This is a genomic window from Corallococcus sp. AB018 (assembly GCF_003986945.1).
In the GTDB taxonomy this organism is placed as follows: domain Bacteria; phylum Myxococcota; class Myxococcia; order Myxococcales; family Myxococcaceae; genus Corallococcus; species Corallococcus exiguus.
Window position 1 is genome coordinate 25745 of the sequence record NZ_RAWR01000071.1, and the last position, 16923, is coordinate 42667.

The following is a 16923-nucleotide window of genomic DNA, read 5'->3' on the forward strand; positions in this document are numbered from 1 at the left end:
CCGCCGTCCCTCCCGGGAACCGAGCTCAGCGCGGCGCGGCGCTGGCGATGAGGTCGTTGATCAGCTGAGGACTCTTGATGAGTTCTCACTGGGAGCGCACACGAGCCCCCGAGGCCAGGCGTTGCCAGCGAAGCAACATCCACGCGGGCTTCGTAGCCTCTCGGGCCACGTGAGAGGTGGACGCCAGGGTGTGATTCCGCGCGGTTGAACGCGGCCATTTCCTTGCAGCGCTCCCGGGCACTCCCACGGAGGTCCACGCATGAGACGCAACGGACTCATTGCTTCGTTCCGCCTTCCCCATCTCCGCCCCGCACTGGGCACACTGGTTCTCGCGGCGTCGCTGTGCACGGCGACCGCCGAAGCCGCGGCCCTCCGGGTCATGCCCCTGGGGCTTGGCTCCGGCACCGTCACGGGCACGGGCATCAACTGCACCAACATCGTCGGCAGCGACTGCGATGAAACCTATAGCGCCAGCGCGTCCGTGACCCTCACCGCCACGCCGTCAGCGGGTTCTTCATTCCAGGGCTGGAACGTCGACCTGGACGCGGACCTGTCGTCCACGCCGGACTGCACGGGGACGACGCCCAGCTGCACCCTGACCATGGGCGTGGCGCGGTCCGTGAAGCCTGTCTTCCGGCTCGCGGCGGGCACCGTCAATCCCATCCCCGTCGTCAACACGAGCGCCATCACGCCCGAGGAGATCGAGGCGTATCTCAACAATCCCGCCAACGCGGCCACGAACACCGTGGCCCGCTTCATCAGCGCGCTGCCGGCTGAGTACAGGGCCAGCCCCATCCTGATGGCGCGCTCAGAGAGCCTCCAGACGGGCACCGCGGAGCACCCGCGCCTGCTGCTCTCCAGCCAGACCGCCCGGTCCGTCTTCTCCATCGGGCCCGCGCCGCATGCGTCCTATCCAGGCTCGCATCCGGACGTCATCGAATACATGCAGTGGGACGAGGCGACGAAGAACTTCCGCTTCCACGAAATCATCCTCACGACCATCCCCCAGATGGGCTCCATCCCTCCGCGCTCGCGCCACATCGAGAAGGATGATGGGAAGTGCGCGGCCTGCCATTCGACGCGGAACGTGCTGAACCTCACGGGCATCCCCGGCACGACTGGCTTCCCGGTGGGCGTCATCAAGACGAAGAACAAGCCCAACTGGGACCCCTACGACAGCTGGGGCGGGATGCTCCCCTTCAACCGGGATCGCCTCTACCAGGGCTCGGTGGACACCGCCGCGTTCCGCAAGCTCTTCAACCCCTGGACGTGGCGGACGCAGCCCGAGGTCCGCCGGCTCATCGAACAGCTCCGGCTGCAACCGCCCGGACGGCTGCCGGCGGGGAGCCCCCACCTCATCACGCGCTACCGGGGCGGCCCCAACGACGGGACGCCGCGCTTCAGCTTCGACCTGACGCCCCCGGTGACGACGGAGCCCGTTCCTTCGGGGACCGCCACCATCGCGACGGCGTATGCCTTCAACGCCCAGCCTGGCTCGGGCGCGCTCACCTCCGTCACCCGGGGCGGCCCGTCCGTCACGCTGTTCCATGACTCGCTCATCTCCGGGGACGAGGGGCGCGGCGTCCAGCTGTTCGACCTGCTGGGCGGCTTCGATGGCAGCCTCAATCAGCGGCGCATCGCGGACGAGCTCGCCAGCCACCGCTGGGCGACTGGCAGCGTGTTCGTCGATCCGCGTCCGGTGGCCCTGGCCATCACCAAGGGCTGCCTCACCATCAACAGCTCGCTGAATACGGTTCAGAGCAGCCCCTCGGGTCTGGCGGTGAACCTGCCCTTCTTCACGTCGCGCAACGGCATGGGCATCAACGCCCTGCGCGACGACACCCTGGCGCGCACGCAGAGCATCCCGCGCCGCAAGGCCGACATCGAGAAGCTCAACCTGAGCCGCGCGGGCGACCCCTATCTGATGACCGGGACGACGGTGAACGGCCTCATTCCGCAGTACGGCGCCGCGACCAGCGCGTCGACGGACGTGTCGCTGACCCGGCTGAGGCAGGAGGTGTTCCGCCGGCCCATCGACAACCCGGCCCCGGACTCGACGGTCATGGGCGGCATCCTCGTGGACCGGGAGAACTACAGCCCCAACACGAACCTGATGGCCCTGTACCGGTACTTCCTGGAGCCGCTCGGCGTGTCGGTGGACAAGTGGTCCCTGGGCGTGCGCGGACGCTCGCGCGCCTATGGCTTCGCCGACGTGTTCAGCACGTACACCGGCGCGCTCCAGACGGGGCTGGAGGCCAACCTGATGGCGGACCCCATCCCCGGTCTGGCGGCGCCCTTCTCCTGCGCCAGCCTGATTCCAGCGGTGAACACGACGCTGGCCTCGCTGCCGCCCGTGGGCGACTACCCGACGTACACGGACGTGCAGCGCATCTTCAACAAGGCCTGCATCGAGTGCCACGGCGGCCTGGACTACCCGCCGTACAAGAACTTCGGCACCTACCTGAACCTGGCCGAGGACCAGAGCGCCCCCGGCGTGAATCCGCTCACGGCGTCGTATGCCATTGCCGCGCCCATGGCCACCAGCCAGACGGGGCCGTTGTTCGACCGCATCACCCGCACGTCCGAGGACTGCCCGAACGGGATGATGCCGTGTGGCGGACCGCCGCTGAGCCAGACGGACGTCGAAACCATCAGGCGGTGGATCATCGGCGGCAATCCCTCCCTCTGGGGCGACCCGCACCTGACGACGATGGACGGCGTGCGCTACGACTTCCAGGGCGCCGGTGAGTACGTGCTCCTGCGCGACCCGGGGCTGGAGCTCCAGGCGCGCCACACGCCCGTGCAGACCGAGCAGCCCGTGGGGCCGGATCCGCACACCGGCCTGACGGCCTGCGCGAGCATCACGACGGCGGTGGCGGTGCGCGTCGGCCCGCATCGCGTCAGCTACCAGATGAACGCGGAGAAGCCGGAGCTGCTGGTGCTGCGCGTCGACGGCAAGCCGGTGTCTCTGGACAAGGAGCTGCTGCTCCCCGCCGGAGGACGCATCACGTCCACTGGGACGACCGGCGGCATCCGCATTGAATCCGCGGGCGGCACGCGCATCACCGTCACCACGGATTGGTGGGCGCACTACGGCCTCTGGTACATGAACATCGACGTGCGGCAGGCGCGCGCCAGGGAGGGCCTGCTGGGCCCCATCGCCCCGGGCAACTGGCTGCCCGTGCTGCCGGACGGCTCACAGCTGGGGGCGCGTCCCTCGGACCTGGGGGACCGCTACGTCGGCCTGTACGAGAAGTTCGGCGAGTCCTGGCGGGTGACGAAGGACACGTCCCTCTTCGACTATGCCTCCGGCTACTCCCCCGAGTCGTACACGCTGCGCGAATGGCCCGGGTACAAGGCGGACAGCTGCCGCATCGAGAAGGCGCCGCCCGGCATCCCGGTGGTGGAGCCGCTGAAGGCCATTCCGCTGGAGCAGGCGGAGGCGCTGTGCAAGGGCGTCTCGAAGGAGCGTCTGCGCGACTGCGCGCAGGACGTGGCCGCGACCGGCGATCCGGTCTTCGCCAAGACGTTCGTCACGACGGAGAAGCTGGGCCGCAACCTCGCACCAGAGACGCTGGAGCTGGTGACTCCGAAGGAGAACGCCATCACCTCGTCGAGCGTGACCTTCGAGTGGAAGGACGCGTACGACAAGGACGGGGACGCCGTCGTCTACCGGCACTGCGTCTGGAGTGTGAACACCCGCTTCACCTACGCGGCCTGCACGAAGGGCGTGCCCGAGCAGTCCAGGACGGTGAAGCTGGAGGGCGGCCGGGACTACTTCTGGAAGGTCCTCGCCGAGGACGGCCGGGGTGGCACCACGGAGAGCCGCACCTGGCGCGTGACGGTGAAGTAGCCACACGTCGCGGCTGAAGAACGAAGGCCCCGGATTGCCTGTGAGCATCCGGGGCCTTGTCGTGTGACGCCGCTGTTTGCCCAGGCAACACAAGGCGCCTCCTGGCAAGGTCCCTTGCCATGCCCAAGAAGCCCGACACCGCCGCGCTGATGAAGAAGGCGGACGCGTTGCTGGATGAGATGCCGCCCCAGTTGGACCCGGCCATCCTGCTCCTGCGCGAAATCGTGGAGGCTGAGCCGGAGCACCTGCTGGCGCTGCACTCGCTCAACTGGGCCCTGGATCCGACTCGTCGCGTGGAGCCCCACCGCTGGGAGCGCGAGGTGAAGGCCGAGCACTGGCGCGTTCGCGACCGCGTCCTTGAGTTGACCCGAGGGACGAAGCCCGGCGGAAAGCTGTCGACCGGGCAGAAGGCGCGCGCGCTGGCGCTGAGCCAGTGGGCCGACGACGTGTTGCGCCGCAAGCCGACGGACGCGCAGATGCAGCAGGCGGAGGCCGCGCTGGTGGAGGCCGAAGGCCTGCGTGACCTCACGGACCACGCCCGCGCTCGGCGGGGGCTGGAAGCGTGGCACGCGCTGCGGCGGGGCCCTCCGGAGCCGGGCTACCGGAAGCTGCTCGCCCTGGTGGAGGCGGCTCCCGTCCCGCGCGCCCACGACGACGAGGGCAACGAGGATCCGTTCGCCTTCCAGGGCCTGGAAGGTGCCTTCTCCGACGAAGGCTTCCACGCATGGCTCCGGAAGCAGAGGCCCGCGGCGCGTCCCCCAGCAAAGAAGGCCAAGGCCCTGGACAACGGACTCCTGCAGGCGGCGGGGCTCGACGCGGCCCCCTTCTTCGGCCCTGGCTTCGAAGGGGAATGGCGCACGGGCCGGGTGCTGGCCCTGATTGCGCTGGGGGCCGACCTGGAGGCCCGGGACAAGACCCAGGGCGGCGTTCTCCACCTGGCCGCGCGGGTGGAGGACGCATCGCTGGTGAAGGAGCTCCTGCGGCTGGGGGCTCCCGCCGACACGACCGATTCAGCGAAGGCCACGCCCCTCCACGCGGCGGCGGAACACGGCTGCACGGCCTGCATCGCCCTGCTGGCGAAGGGCGGCGTTCCCGTGGACGCGCTCGACAACGCGGGGCGCACGGCACTCTTCAACGCGCGGCGGGCGGACGTGGCGCAAGCGCTCATCGACGCGGGCGCCAACCCCAACGCGGGCAAGGGCTGGACGCCGCTGCACCAGCACGCGCGCGTCAAGGAGCGGGGGCCCGTCATCGAGGTCCTGCTCCAGGCCGGGGCGGATGTGAATGGCAAGAACTCGGCGGGACAGACGCCCGTGCAGGAGGCGCTGGAGCACGGCAACGCGCACCTCGCCCAGCTCATGGGTGCCAGGGCGCCCTCGGGGAAGAAGGGCGCGCTGGACGTGCAGCCGATGCTGGACGCGCTGGCCCGCGAGCGGAAGGCGTTGCTCAAGGCCTGGTACTACGAGGACAAGGATGTGGACTCCGTCGAGCAGGTCCTGAGTCGGCTCGCGCTGGAAGGCGCCACGTCGTGGGACGCGCTCGCGGCGGCGGTGCAAGGCCTGCCTCCCTGGACGGCCATGGCCCTGGTGGTGCTCGCCCGGGAAGTGCTCCCTGCCGAAGCGAAGGCGCCCTCCCCCTCCAAGCTCCCACGCTTCGTTCGAGGGGACCTGGTGGTGAAGGGGGACGTGCATGTGAACGGTCCCTTGCTGGTGACAGGGAACCTCACGGTGGAGGGCGTGCTGAGCAACGCAGGGCCTGAAGGCCTGCTCGTGGTGGGCGGCTCGCTGCGCGCCAGCGGCGTGGACACGGATGGGGAGCTGGTCGTGGGCCAGGACCTGGAGGCGCAGGTCGTCTGGGGGCACGGCAACGACGCGACGCTCCGGGTCGGCGGCGTGCTGAAGGCCGAGGCGGTCATCGCGGATGACCACGACGTGCAGGCCCAGGTGAAGGCAAGGCATCACTTCGCCGCGGGGGACTTCGACGCCACGGACGCATCACTCAAGAAGCTCTTCGTGCCAAAGGCTTTCGACCGAGCGCGACTGGACCGCGAAAGGCTCTTCAACGTCCTGCGCAAGGCGGGAAGTGCGCTCCGGAGCCCGGACTGACAGGTGAGCCCGCGGACCAACATCCCGCAGTCGGGCTGTTCCGCGGGTCAGTACTCCCGCCCACCACCGGGACCCACCTTGGGCCCGTTCGGAAAAACCACTCAAGGGGGCGGTGGATGAAACAGATGAAAGCGGCGCTGTTGTTCCTGTCGCTGGGCGCGGGCATGGCCTGCACCAGCACCTACGACCCGTACTACTACGACGACGCCTACTACGATCCGTACTACGGAGCGTATGACGCGGCCTGGTCCTATGCATGGGTCGACCCTGTCTACAGCTATTGGTACTACGCCATCGGCAAGGTGCAGGCCATGGCTGTCGACCCGGCCACGGCGGCCACCCAGCTCGCGGCGAATGCCTCCACCGCCTTCACTCCCTCCGGCTGCGCCACCGCGACCGCGACGGGCGCGACGGTGAACTACACGTTCAACAACTGCCAGGCGGCGATCTCGCTCACGCAGATCTCCGGCAGCGTGGAGGTGGTGCTCGCCGACAACCAGGGGCAGCTCGCCGCCACGGCCAACTCCACCGACCTCACCATCAATGGGGAGCCGTACAACCTCTCGCTGCAGATCGCCGGGTCCCCGCCGCAAGGCGACCAGCGCAAGGTGACCGTCACCTCCAACAGCTTCTCGCCGAATCGCTTCGATTCGCGAACGTCCACGAGCACGGTCACCTGGGTGGCGGGCAGCGGGTGCATCACCGTGGACAGTACGTCGCAGGCCACGAAGGGCGGCCTCAGCTCGACGACGACCGTGTCCGGCTACCAGCGCTGCGACCACCAGTGCCCCACGGCGGGGATGGTGCAGGTGGATACGAGCGAAGGGACGTTCACCGCGACGTTCGACGGCTCCAACACCGTCAAGGTCGTCGCGCCGAACGATGACGTCAAGACGTACGACCTGGACTGTTGAGCACGGGGCGGGGCAGCTGGCCCGCGCATTGCTGAAGGGCAGACCCGAGGGCTCCCATGACGGCGCTCCGGGTCCACGCCCTTCCCGGAGCCGTTGCACCGTGGCCATTCCGACACGGTGCGCGGCTGTGGCGCCACACGCCACCATGTCCCGACCGCACTCCCCCTTCGCATCCATCCCGAGCCGTCACGGACTGCTGCCCGCGATCCTGTGCAGCATCCTCGCGGTGGACCTGCTGGCCCTGCGGCTCGACTGGAGCGAGCGCGCCAGCTTCGCCTTCCTGTCGTGGAACCTGTTCCTGGCCTGGGCGCCGTACACCCTGGCCCTCATCGCACGGGGGCTGATGGTGCGAGGCCTGGGCCGTCCGTGGCTCCTGGCCCCGCTGGCGCTTGGCTGGCTCGCGCTGTTTCCCAACGCGCCCTACCTCGTCACCGACTTCATCCACCTGCGTCAGCGGCCCGTGGTCCCGCTCTGGTTCGACGCCGCGCTCCTGGCCCTGTTCGCCGCCACCGGGTGGCTGCTGGGCCTGCTGTCCCTGGACATCTGGAAGCGGTGGCTGGAAGAGCGCTGGGGCCGCACGGCGGCATGGGCCTTCGTCGCCATCACCTCCGGCCTGTGTGGCTATGGCATCTATCTGGGCCGCGTGGAGCGCTGGAACAGCTGGGACGTGCTCTCGGAGCCGGGCCGCCTCTTGCGCGCCATGGCCTCACACGTGAGGGATCCCCTGGCCCATCCCGCCCTGCCCTCGCTCACCCTCCTCTTCGCCCTGCTCCTGCCGCTGTCCTACGCCGGCTATGAGGCGCTCGTCGCCCGACTGTGCCGCCAGCGCGCTACACCTCCCGGCGCCGGAGTGAGGTGGACATGGCGCCGCCAGGCCCGTCGGGAGGATGCACCGTGACAGTCGAGCGCGACCTCAACGAAGCGCTGCGCGCCTCCCGGGTGGAGCTGGATTCGGAGGCGGGCTTCGAGGAGTTGCTGGAGCTCGTGGAGCTCACGACCGGGGCCAAGGTGATTCGCACGGAGGAGTCCCTGCAATTCCTCACGTTGGATCAGCCGGGGCCGGAGGTGATCCACAGCGGGACCCTTGGCGAGCGCGGGCTGGCGGCCTGGGAGGCACCGCGACGGGATGCGCGGGGCCTCACGTTCTACGCCAACCTGAAGCGGCCGGACGGCGCGGACTTCGTGCGCATGCTGGTGGCTCCGGCCACGCGGACGATCTCCGTCGAGGTGATCGACGACGGATGGTTCGAGATCGCCGCGTATCTGGGTTGAGGGGGCTACCGGAACCACCCGAGCCCGGCCACCGCGTCACCGTCGTGCTCGTAGTACTCGACGACGACGGTGTGCTCACCGGCGCGCATCCAGCGCGCCTGCATGTAGTTGGTGGAAGATTGGTCCTTCCAGCCATTGATGATGCGGCTGCCATCCACGAAGACCCGGATGCCGTCATCCGCCTGGGCCAGGAAGAAGTACAGGCCCGTCGCGAAGTAGAACCGCCCCGTCCAGCGCACGGAGAAGTCATCCGGGCCCACGCCCTCCACGGGGCTGCCCGCCCACCAGTAGTTCGAGAGCGGTGCCCCCTCGCAGCGCACGATCCCCGGGACGCCCGCCAGCTCCCGGTTGGCGAAGTACTCCGCGCGGTACTGCCCGGCCGGGCACTCCGCGGGAGCGACGGATTCGAAGGAGGCCGTGACGCTCACGTCCTCCGTGCCCACCAGGAGGGTGTGCTCCGCGGCCCCGCCGTTGGACCAGCCGACGAAGCCCTGGTTGCCCTGGGGCGACGGCGCGAAGAGCGCGTGCGAGGAGCCCGCGACCACGGAGCGCACCAGCGGTGACGGGCTGGCAGTCCCGTCGAACACCACCTCCAGCCCGGGAGGCGACGTCTCCAGCGTCACCTGCACCTTCAGGGGCAACAGCGTCACCATCCGGCTGCCCGTCAGCCCCGCGGAGTCCGTCGCGGTCAGCGTCAGTTGGAAGCGCACGTCGTCGCCATGGTCCGGGATGGTGAAGGTCCCGCCAGGCCCCTGGCCTTCTTCATAGGGATGGGAATGGCACGCGCCCGGCGTGCAGTGCACCAGCGTGAGGGTCCACGCCATCCGGTCACCCGGGATGGCGCCGTCCTCCGCGTCGCTCGCCGAGCCCGCGAACGTCACCACGTCCCCCACCTTGAAGCGGAACGTCTCCGACGGCGCGTGGATGGACACCACCGGCGCCAGGTTCCCCACGGAGATGCGCACGGAGGCCGTGTGGCTGCCGCCATGTCCGTCGCTGACGGTCAGCCGGGCCACATGGAGGCCGGCCATCTCGTACAGGTGCTCCGGGTTCGCCACGCCTGACACGGAGTTGCCGTCACCGAAGTCCCACACGTACTGGAGCGTGTCGCCGTCCATGTCGCGGGAGCCGGCGCTGGAGAAGTACACCCGCAGGGGCGGCCCGCCTTCGCGCGGCGTCGCCGAGGCCACCGCGACCGGCGGCGTGTTGTTGGCCGGGTAGCGGATGCGGCGCAGCTCCCCCGCGAGGATGTCCACGAAGTGAAGCTGGGAGCCCGGCCCGCTGCTCAGGTCGACGACGCCGCCCGCCTCGGTGGCGAAGGGCGCCACGCTGTCCGGCACGAGCTGATCATTGGCATCCACCCGCAGCATCCGGATCCATTGCTGGGTGTAGTCCGCGAAGAAGTAGGCACCCCGCCACTGCGCCGGGAACGCCGGGTCCTGGATGAAGGCGCCGCCCGTGGATGTCTGGCCCTCGGCATGCGTCCAGGAATACAGCGGCGGCCGCACCGCGTCCGGCCCCTTGGCATACAGCGCCTGGCACACGGGCTTGGGCTCATAGCCGCGCTGGCGCCCCGGCCCCTCGTAGCAGGGCCAGCCGAAGTTCGCGCCGGGCGTCGCGACGTTGATCTCCTCGTGGTCGCCCCAGCCGACGTCTCCCACGTAGGGCGTGGCGGTGCCGGGCCGCAGGTTGAAGCGGTAGGGATTGCGCAGCCCCAGCGCCCACACCTTCGAACGGTTGTCCTGGCCATTCCCACTCCAGAACGGATTCGACGGCACACCCGCGCCGGTGCGCGAGACGCGCAGGACCTTGCCCGCCAGCGAGTCCAGGTCCTGCGCCCGCAGCGCGTCGTCATCCACCGCGTCAAAGCGGGCCCCGTCCCCCAGCGACACGAAGAGGGTGCCATCCGGCGCGAACCGGACGTTGCCCACGGAGTGCGACGCGCTGTCCGAGGGGATGCAGTCCGAGCCGGGAGGAAGGTCCTTGCAGGAGCCGGCCACCGCGGTGCCCAGCAGCACCGACTCGCTGTCAGGCGAGGCCGTGTCCCCTACCGCCGTGTACCGCGCCAGGCGCCCCGTCTTGGGCCCGTCGTCGTCCGTGGCGTCGTCGTCGTAGGTATAGAGCAGGTAGACGTAGCCGTTCTGCGCGAAGGCGGGGTCCACCGCGAGCCCCAGCAGGCCCCGGTCATGGTGGTTGTTCACCCGCGCGCTGACGTCGAGGAAGGGCGTGGCCACCAGGGCGCCGTCCTTGACCAGCCGGACCACCCCCGCCTTCTCCGCGACGAGGATGCGCCCATCCGGCAGGTGCGCGAACGTCGTGGGGTAGTGCAGGCCTCCCACCACGAGTTCGGACGAGAAGCCTCCCGGCAGCGCCCGCGCGGCGGGCCCTGGAGCCCTGGCCCCCGCCAGCAACACCCAGCCCAGCCCGAGGCAAAGACAGACGGCGAATGGATCCGGCCAGCGGCGCGGCAAGGACATGGGCCCCCTCCAACGGGTGCGAAAAGAGTGGGCGCAAGCTGGTGCCTCCACTCCTTCCCGCCATCCGTCCCGGGGCCATGGACCGCTGTCACCTTACGCTCGCCACCCCAGCCGAAGAGGGCCGAGCGCTCGCGGCCTCCCACGTCAGCGACGGGAGGTGCGCCCCCAGCGGAGCGTCAGTCCGGCATGACCCGTCGGCTGACGGCGGCCGTCCCTCACGTCGAACGGGAGCTCGATGCCGCCCTCCGCTCGCAGCTCGAGCGAGGGATTCAGCCGGTACGCCACGCCCAGCGAACCACCCGGCGCGACCATCAGGTGCGAGCCGCCGAGCTTGCCCTGGAAGACGGTGAGCGGGCCCGCGAAGGCCCCCATCAGTGAAGCGCCCCCGGTCAGGGTCCACCTGGCATTGAGCCGATAGTCGACCAGCGTCTGGCCTCCCAGACGGAAGTTGACGGGCTCCGTGCCGTTGTTGGTGACGGGCACGTACCAGACGCCCGCGCTCGGGGCGACCGACACGGTCCAGGGTGAGCGCTCCATGAGCCGATGCCGGGTCCCGAGCTCCAGGCCCAGCAGGGTGAGGCGTCCGCCCCAATCCCAGTTCTCGCCAGCGCCCTTGCGGAACGTGAGCTCGGGGTTGGGCAGATACGCCCGCTCCCGGCCGCGCTCGAAGGCAATCGTGTTCACGGAGACGCCCACTTCGGTCGTCCCCACCGGCGTCGTCGCCGCGCCCAGGTTCCGCGCGCCGCTCAGACAGCCGGGAGCGCAGAGGAGCAGCGCACCCATCCACAGGGCCCGCATGAAAGGCCTCGGCGTCATTGCGGCCATGCGAAGCGCACCCAGACCGGTTGGTGGTCGCTCCCGGAGGGACGCTTGTCCACGCCGCGCGCCACCGGAGTGAGCCCCCGGGCGAAGACCGAGTCGAGCGGCAGTCCGCCGATGACGGAGTCCACGGTGTCCCCCACCCCTTCGGAGGCCCACTGGAAGCCCCACTGCGAGAACAGCTTCACGGTCTGCGTCAGGCTCCCCGGGTCGGAGGTGTTGAAGTCGCCGGCGATGACCTGCGACTGCGCCGCGCCGTCGACCGCCTGGATGACGGTCTCCGCCTGATCCAGCCGCGCGCCCAGCCCGACGATGGGGGTCGCACCGTGCACGGAGACCACCTGGAAGGGAGTCCCCCGGATGTCCACCGTCGCGGCCACCCCGATGCGGTGTTGCTGGTGATACGGGTCGTCGTGGGGAAGGTTGATCTTCTGGTCCGCGGTGATGGGCCACCGGCTCAACACCGCGTTGCCGAAGTCATCACCGTCCTTGGCCACGGAGGCGGGGTAGTACACGTAGGACATCCCCAGCTCCCGAGCGATTCTCTCCACGGCGGGAGCGTCCATCTCCTGCATCGCGATGACGTCCGCCTCCGAGAGCGGAGGGCTCGACAGGGACGCAACCGCCTCGGTGACCTGCTCGGCGAAGGCGAGGTTGTACGTCACCACGGTGACCGAGGAGGGGTCCTCCACGGCGACGGGTTGCACGGGCCGGAAGTCTCCGCTGTAGCGCGGGCCCTCCGCGTCGGAATAACTCGCCATGATGGGGCACCCGGTCAGGAAACCGAGCATCAGGAGCGCCCCCAGCCAGACGGCCGGGCGTGCTTTTTCGCATCGCAAGGACTGACTCATTCCGGCAACGAACGCCGCGCAACCCCCAAGACTTCCATGGGGATGAGGCCAATGCCTGCATGCTCGGGAGGGGACACAGTTCACCATTGGCTGGTGCGCACGCCTACCCTCCCCGCGAGCACGGCCTGGAATGCGCGCGCCAACTCTCGCGCGAGACCCGGGCCCCGTATTCGCGCTGGCCCACTGCCTCTATCTCTTCGCCTCGCGTGGCAGGCCGAAACCTTCCGCGCCCGCCGTCCTACCCGCGGTACCCACGAGGCAGCTGAATGAATCAGGAACAGTTCTCCATGCAGGGGCAGCAGATGTTCGCCGAAGCCCTCAAGGCTCGGATCGTCGACGCCGTGCACGAGCGCGTCGTGTCCGGCCTGGAGGAGCGGATCGGCTCGGAGATCCGCGAGCGCGTCGGCGACGCGATTCGCGGTGCGGTGCGTGAGCGCATGATGAACATGCCGCAGGGGGAGGGGGCCGGGACGCAGTTCGACACGGAGCAGATCGCCGAGGCCATCCACAACCGCCTCACCGACGTCATCCATGAGCGCGTCGTGAGCGGCGTGCACGAGCGCGCCCGCGAGGTGCTCCGGGAGCGGCTCGGCGAGGCGCTGCGCAGCGCCCTGGCCGAGAACTGGATGAGCATGCAGCAGGGGCACGGGCACTTCGACCCGCAGCGCATCGCCGAGCGCGTGCGCATCAAGCTGGAGGACGCCCTGCGCGACCGGCTGGGCACCGTCGTGCGCGAGCGCGTCCGCGACGCCATCCGCGAGCGGCTGGGCGAGGCGCTGCGCTCCGCGATGTCGGAGCGGAGGATGGGCATGGAGGGCTTCGGGATGGACCCCGAGCGCATCGCCGACACCCTCCGCACCCGGCTCGCCGACAACGTGTCCGAGCGCATCCACACCGTCGTGCGCGAGCGCATCCGTGAGGCGCTGAAGGAGCGGCTGACGGACATGCTGCGCTCCGCGCTGTCCGAGCGCCGGGTGCAGATGGGCCAGATCGACCCGGAGCGCCTCGCGGACACCCTCCGCGACCGCCTCGCGGACACCCTCCGCGAGCGCGTGCAGAGCGGCCTGCGTGAGCGCGTGCGCGACGCGCTGCGCGAGCGGCTGGGCGACGAGCTGCGCGCCCGGATGAGCGAGCGCACCCAGGGCGTGATGGGCTTCCAGCCGCAGGGCGTGGGGATGATGGACCCCGAGCGCATCGCCGAGGCGCTCCGCGGGCGCCTGGTCGACGCGCTCCACGAGCGGCTGTCCAGCAACCTCCGCGAGCACCTGCAGGAGGCGCTGCGCGACCGGCTGGGTGACGCCCTCCGCGAGTCGCTGGGCGCCGTGGGCGGGATGGGTCACACCATGCGGGGCGGGTTCGGGGAGCAGCACATGGGCGGCTACCAGGCGCAGGGCCCGGGCCCGGTGGACACGGAGAGCCTCGTGTCCGCCATCCGCGAGCGCGTGGGTGAGGACCTCCGCGAGCGCATGGCGAACATGGTCCGCGACCGCGTCGCCGAGGCGGTGCGCAAGGAGCTGAAGAACGGCCCCGGCGGCAACCAGCCCCTGGCCTCCTGACGGGCACCTCGCCCTGGATTGAAAGCTCCCTCCCCTCCTCCATCGCTTCAGGAGGAGGTGGAGGGAGTTGCCGTCCGAGGACCGCGCCACCGCCGTCACGGACGCGGCTGGCGCTTTTCGAGCTGGGCCATGTAGAGCTTCCGCTCCTCGGAGAAGGCCTTCGCGACGCTGGGCCGCTCCAGCATGCGCGCGAAGTACGCGCTGAGCGCGGGCCACTTCTTCAGGTCGATGGGCGTCGCCACGCTCCAGCCGAGCACCGTCGCCAGGTACGCGTCCGCGACGCTGAAGCGCTCCATGAGGAACTCACGTCCGGTGAGGTGCTTCTCCAGGTAGGCGAGCCGGCCGGTCCCCTTCTCCAGCGCATAACTCCGGGCGCCTTCGGTCGACGACGCGTCGAGGAGCGGGGAGAACGTCGCCTTGTGCAGCTCGGTCCCGATGAAGGACAGCCACTGCTGGAGCCGCACACGCCCCCGGCTGTCGGCCGGCGCGAGGTCCGCCTGGGGCAGCGCCCCGGCCAGGTATTGCAGGATGGCGGCATTCTCCGTGAGCACGTCCCCTTCGTCGGTGCGGAGCGCGGGGACGAGCCCGAGCGGATGCACCTCCAGGTAGTTGCTCCCATCGAGCGTGCGCTTCGTCTTCGAGTCGACCTCGATGTACGTCGCCTCCGTGCCAGCCTCGTAGAAGCAGATGCGGGTGGCGGCGGAGCAGGACAGGGGAGAGAAGTAGAGCTGCATGGGATGTCCTCCAGGACGTCGAGCGGGGGCCTTCGCGGCAAGAAGCGAGGGCCACTCTCCGCCTCCGGATGGGATGCGTCCAACGCATCGTTGGCATAGACTCGATGCATGGAAGACATTACCCCGCCCTCCCCCCGCCTCGACGTGCGCGACCTGCGCGTGGTGCTGGCCCTGGCCGCCGCCGGAACGACGGCCAGGGCCGCGGCCGCGCTGCACCTCACGCAGCCGGCGGTGAGCCGCGCGCTGCTCGCGGCGGAGGAGCGGCTGGGCGCGCGACTCTTCGACCGGACCCCGCGCGGGCTCGTGCCCACGCCAGCGGGGCAGGAGCTCGTCGCGGGCGCCACGCGGATCCTCGTGGAGCTGGGCGACCTGGAGCACCGGGTGCGCGCGCCGGTGGCCCCGTCCATCCGCCTGCGCCTCGTGTGCGAGTGCTACACCGCCTATCACTGGCTGCCGTCCGCGCTGGTAACGCTGCGCAAGAGCCTGCCGGGCCTCCACCTGTCCCTGGCGGTGGAGCACACCCAGGACCCCGTCCCCGCCCTGGTGGCCGGAGAGCTGGACATGGCGCTCCTGACGACGTCGACCGTCCCTCGCGCCGGGCTGGAGAGCCGGCCGCTCTTCTCCGATGAGATCATCTTCGTGGTGTCCGCGTCGCACCCGTTGGCGTCCCGCCGTGCGCTCACCCGGGAGGACCTCCGCGAGCACACCGTTCTCACGGGGCAGACGCCCGCGGCGGAGTCGCACTGGTTCATGACGCAGGTCTTCGGCCGCGAGCGGCCCCGGCTCCGCGTGGAGCGGCTGCCACTCACGGAGGCCATCCTCGACGTGGCCCGCGCGGGCCTGGGCGTCGCCGTGCTCTCCGAGTGGATCTCCACCCCGCACCTGGGCAAGGGCGACCTGGTCGTGAAGCGGCTCGCGTCCGGGCCCTTGCGGCGGCCCTGGCGGATGGCCTGGAGGAAGGAGGTCGGAGACTCCGCGCTCCGCCTCCTCGCCGCGCTCGAGTCCACGGTGCCTCGGGGACTCGCGGTGGGGTAGCGTGCCGTGGCTGTCCACAGCGGTGCCACACCACTCCCAGAGGTGTCTATGATTGACTTCGTGAAGAAGGCGGGAAAGACCTTGCTCGCCGTTGCCACGGGCGCTGTCTTGTCATTCAGCGCCACGCAAGCCCTTGCCACGCCTCCCGATGCTCCCGCGCCGTATGAATGTTCCGCCTGCATCGAGCAGTGCATCGAAATGGGCTTCAGCTCTGGCTGGTGCACCCGCACGGAGTGTTACTGCCATTGAGATTCTCCGGCGGCCCGGTGGCGCCCTCCGACTTCGTGCGCGACAACCTTCCGCGGTGGGCGGGACAGGACGCCACCACGCGGACGCTCGTAGCGCGGCTGCTCGAAACGTGGCCAACGCTGGCGGACACGCGGGTGCTGGGCAACCGCTCCTACTCGTTGGCGCTTCGCGCCACGGACAACGCGGGCAACGTCCAGACGAGCACCCGCAGCCTCATCGTCGACAACCAGCTGCCCACGTCCACCCTCACCTCGCCCGCCAACGGGGCGGTGGTCAGCGGCAATGTCACGCTGACGGCCAACGCGAGCGACACCCAGGCGATGCTCCAGGTCATCTTCGAGATCGACGGCGTGGCGACGTACTTCGTCGGGGCCAGCCCGTACACCCGGACCTGGAACACCGCGGGCCTGTCCGGTACGCACACGATTGTCGCCATTGCCTCTGACCGCGCGGGCAACAGCCGGCGCAGCAACGCGGTGACGGTGACCGTGCCCTGAGCTGAGTGAGACGGGCATCCGCCCTGCGCGGATGCCCGGCCTCCGGGTGAGACGTCGTCAGTAACCCTGGTCGGCGGGACACCAGTTCAATGACAGGCATCCGGGATTGGCTGCCGGTCAGGGCTTGGGGCCGGGAGCGACCTCCGCTGCCGCGGCATCCAACCGCAGCGTCCGCGTCACCCGCGTGCCCTCGTCCAGGCCCTCTCCAAAGGGCACCGGCATGCTGTCCTCCGGGCGCGCGGGCAGCCCCTGCGTCACCGACGCAGGCACCGCGTAGGTGTGCTCGCCCACCCTCACGGTGGGGCTGCCGCTGGCCGTCATCTCCAGCTCCAGGTCGAAGCCGTCGGCGGACGGAACCCAGTAGCGAAACAGCACGCCCTGGGCCGCGTTGCGAGTCCGCAGCGTGTCGCCCGGGGTCTGCTGGCCCGCGAGCCGCGCTGAAAGCACCGCGTCCCCGGGCAACACCTGCACGTCCACGAAGGCCGCGTCCGGGCGGGACGGGGTGATGTGGAGCGACACCTTCCGGCGCCCCCCCTCCCCTGCCTCCAGCCGCGATTCGAC

Annotated in this window: 13 protein-coding genes; 8 read left to right on the forward strand and 5 right to left on the reverse strand. The window is 70.1% G+C overall.

The features are described 5' to 3' along the window. Window positions 1-259: 259 nt before the first annotated feature. From D7Y11_RS16730 to D7Y11_RS16750, 5 genes are all read left to right on the forward strand, one after another. Window positions 260-3853, forward strand: coding sequence for a VWD domain-containing protein (locus tag D7Y11_RS16730; protein ID WP_126934187.1), 3594 nt, complete (start codon window positions 260-262; stop codon window positions 3851-3853). A gap of 119 nt (window positions 3854-3972) precedes the next feature. Beyond that, window positions 3973-5958 (forward strand): ankyrin repeat domain-containing protein, encoded by a 1986-nt coding sequence (locus D7Y11_RS16735; RefSeq protein ID WP_126934188.1) that lies wholly within the window; start codon window positions 3973-3975, stop codon window positions 5956-5958. Window positions 5959-6074: 116 nt separating this feature from the next. Beyond that, window positions 6075-6872 (forward strand): hypothetical protein, encoded by a 798-nt coding sequence (locus D7Y11_RS16740; protein WP_126934189.1) that lies wholly within the window; start codon window positions 6075-6077, stop codon window positions 6870-6872. Window positions 6873-7017: 145 nt separating this feature from the next. Beyond that, window positions 7018-7770, forward strand: a complete 753-nt coding sequence (locus D7Y11_RS16745; protein ID WP_233607309.1) for a DUF1361 domain-containing protein — start codon at window positions 7018-7020, stop codon at window positions 7768-7770. After that, window positions 7767-8144 (forward strand): hypothetical protein, encoded by a 378-nt coding sequence (locus D7Y11_RS16750; RefSeq protein WP_233607310.1) that lies wholly within the window; start codon window positions 7767-7769, stop codon window positions 8142-8144. Before D7Y11_RS16745 ends, D7Y11_RS16750 begins: the two co-directional genes overlap by 4 nt. A 5-nt stretch (window positions 8145-8149) precedes the next feature. Here D7Y11_RS16750 and D7Y11_RS16755 read toward each other — a convergent pair whose 3' ends face one another. The 3 genes from D7Y11_RS16755 to D7Y11_RS16765 all read right to left on the reverse strand — a co-directional run bounded on the left by D7Y11_RS16755 (window position 8150) and on the right by D7Y11_RS16765 (window position 12201). Then, complete coding sequence (locus tag D7Y11_RS16755; protein ID WP_126934191.1) at window positions 8150-10621, reverse strand: PQQ-dependent sugar dehydrogenase; 2472 nt, start codon at window positions 10619-10621, stop codon at window positions 8150-8152. A 144-nt stretch (window positions 10622-10765) separates the two neighbouring features. Beyond that, window positions 10766-11419, reverse strand: coding sequence for a hypothetical protein (locus tag D7Y11_RS16760; RefSeq protein WP_233597243.1), 654 nt, complete (start codon window positions 11417-11419; stop codon window positions 10766-10768). Window positions 11420-11433: 14 nt separating this feature from the next. Beyond that, complete coding sequence (locus D7Y11_RS16765) at window positions 11434-12201, reverse strand: endonuclease/exonuclease/phosphatase family protein (RefSeq protein ID WP_233607311.1); 768 nt, start codon at window positions 12199-12201, stop codon at window positions 11434-11436. 356 nt (window positions 12202-12557) lie between these two features. Between D7Y11_RS16765 and D7Y11_RS16770 the strand changes: the two genes are divergently transcribed. Continuing rightward, window positions 12558-13847 carry a hypothetical protein gene (locus D7Y11_RS16770; protein ID WP_120579059.1) on the forward strand — a complete coding sequence of 430 codons (1290 nt, stop codon included), beginning with the start codon at window positions 12558-12560 and terminating at the stop codon, window positions 13845-13847. 95 nt (window positions 13848-13942) lie between these two features. On the opposite strand, the gene D7Y11_RS16775 is transcribed toward D7Y11_RS16770, so the two are convergent. Continuing rightward, the gene (locus tag D7Y11_RS16775) at window positions 13943-14581 is read right to left on the reverse strand and encodes a glutathione binding-like protein (RefSeq protein WP_121754941.1); all 639 of its coding nucleotides are present in this window, start codon (window positions 14579-14581) and stop codon (window positions 13943-13945) included. Between the two features lie 108 nt (window positions 14582-14689). Between D7Y11_RS16775 and D7Y11_RS16780 the strand changes: the two genes are divergently transcribed. Together D7Y11_RS16780 and D7Y11_RS43320 are read left to right on the forward strand one after the other, a co-directional pair. Beyond that, complete coding sequence (locus tag D7Y11_RS16780) at window positions 14690-15616, forward strand: LysR family transcriptional regulator (RefSeq protein ID WP_126934193.1); 927 nt, start codon at window positions 14690-14692, stop codon at window positions 15614-15616. A 245-nt stretch (window positions 15617-15861) separates the two neighbouring features. Next, window positions 15862-16362 carry an Ig-like domain-containing protein gene (locus D7Y11_RS43320; RefSeq protein WP_233607312.1) on the forward strand — a complete coding sequence of 167 codons (501 nt, stop codon included), beginning with the start codon at window positions 15862-15864 and terminating at the stop codon, window positions 16360-16362. A 117-nt stretch (window positions 16363-16479) separates the two neighbouring features. On the opposite strand, the gene D7Y11_RS16790 is transcribed toward D7Y11_RS43320, so the two are convergent. Then, window positions 16480-16923: hypothetical protein (locus tag D7Y11_RS16790; protein WP_233607313.1), on the reverse strand; the 444-nt coding region annotated here is incomplete at its 5' end.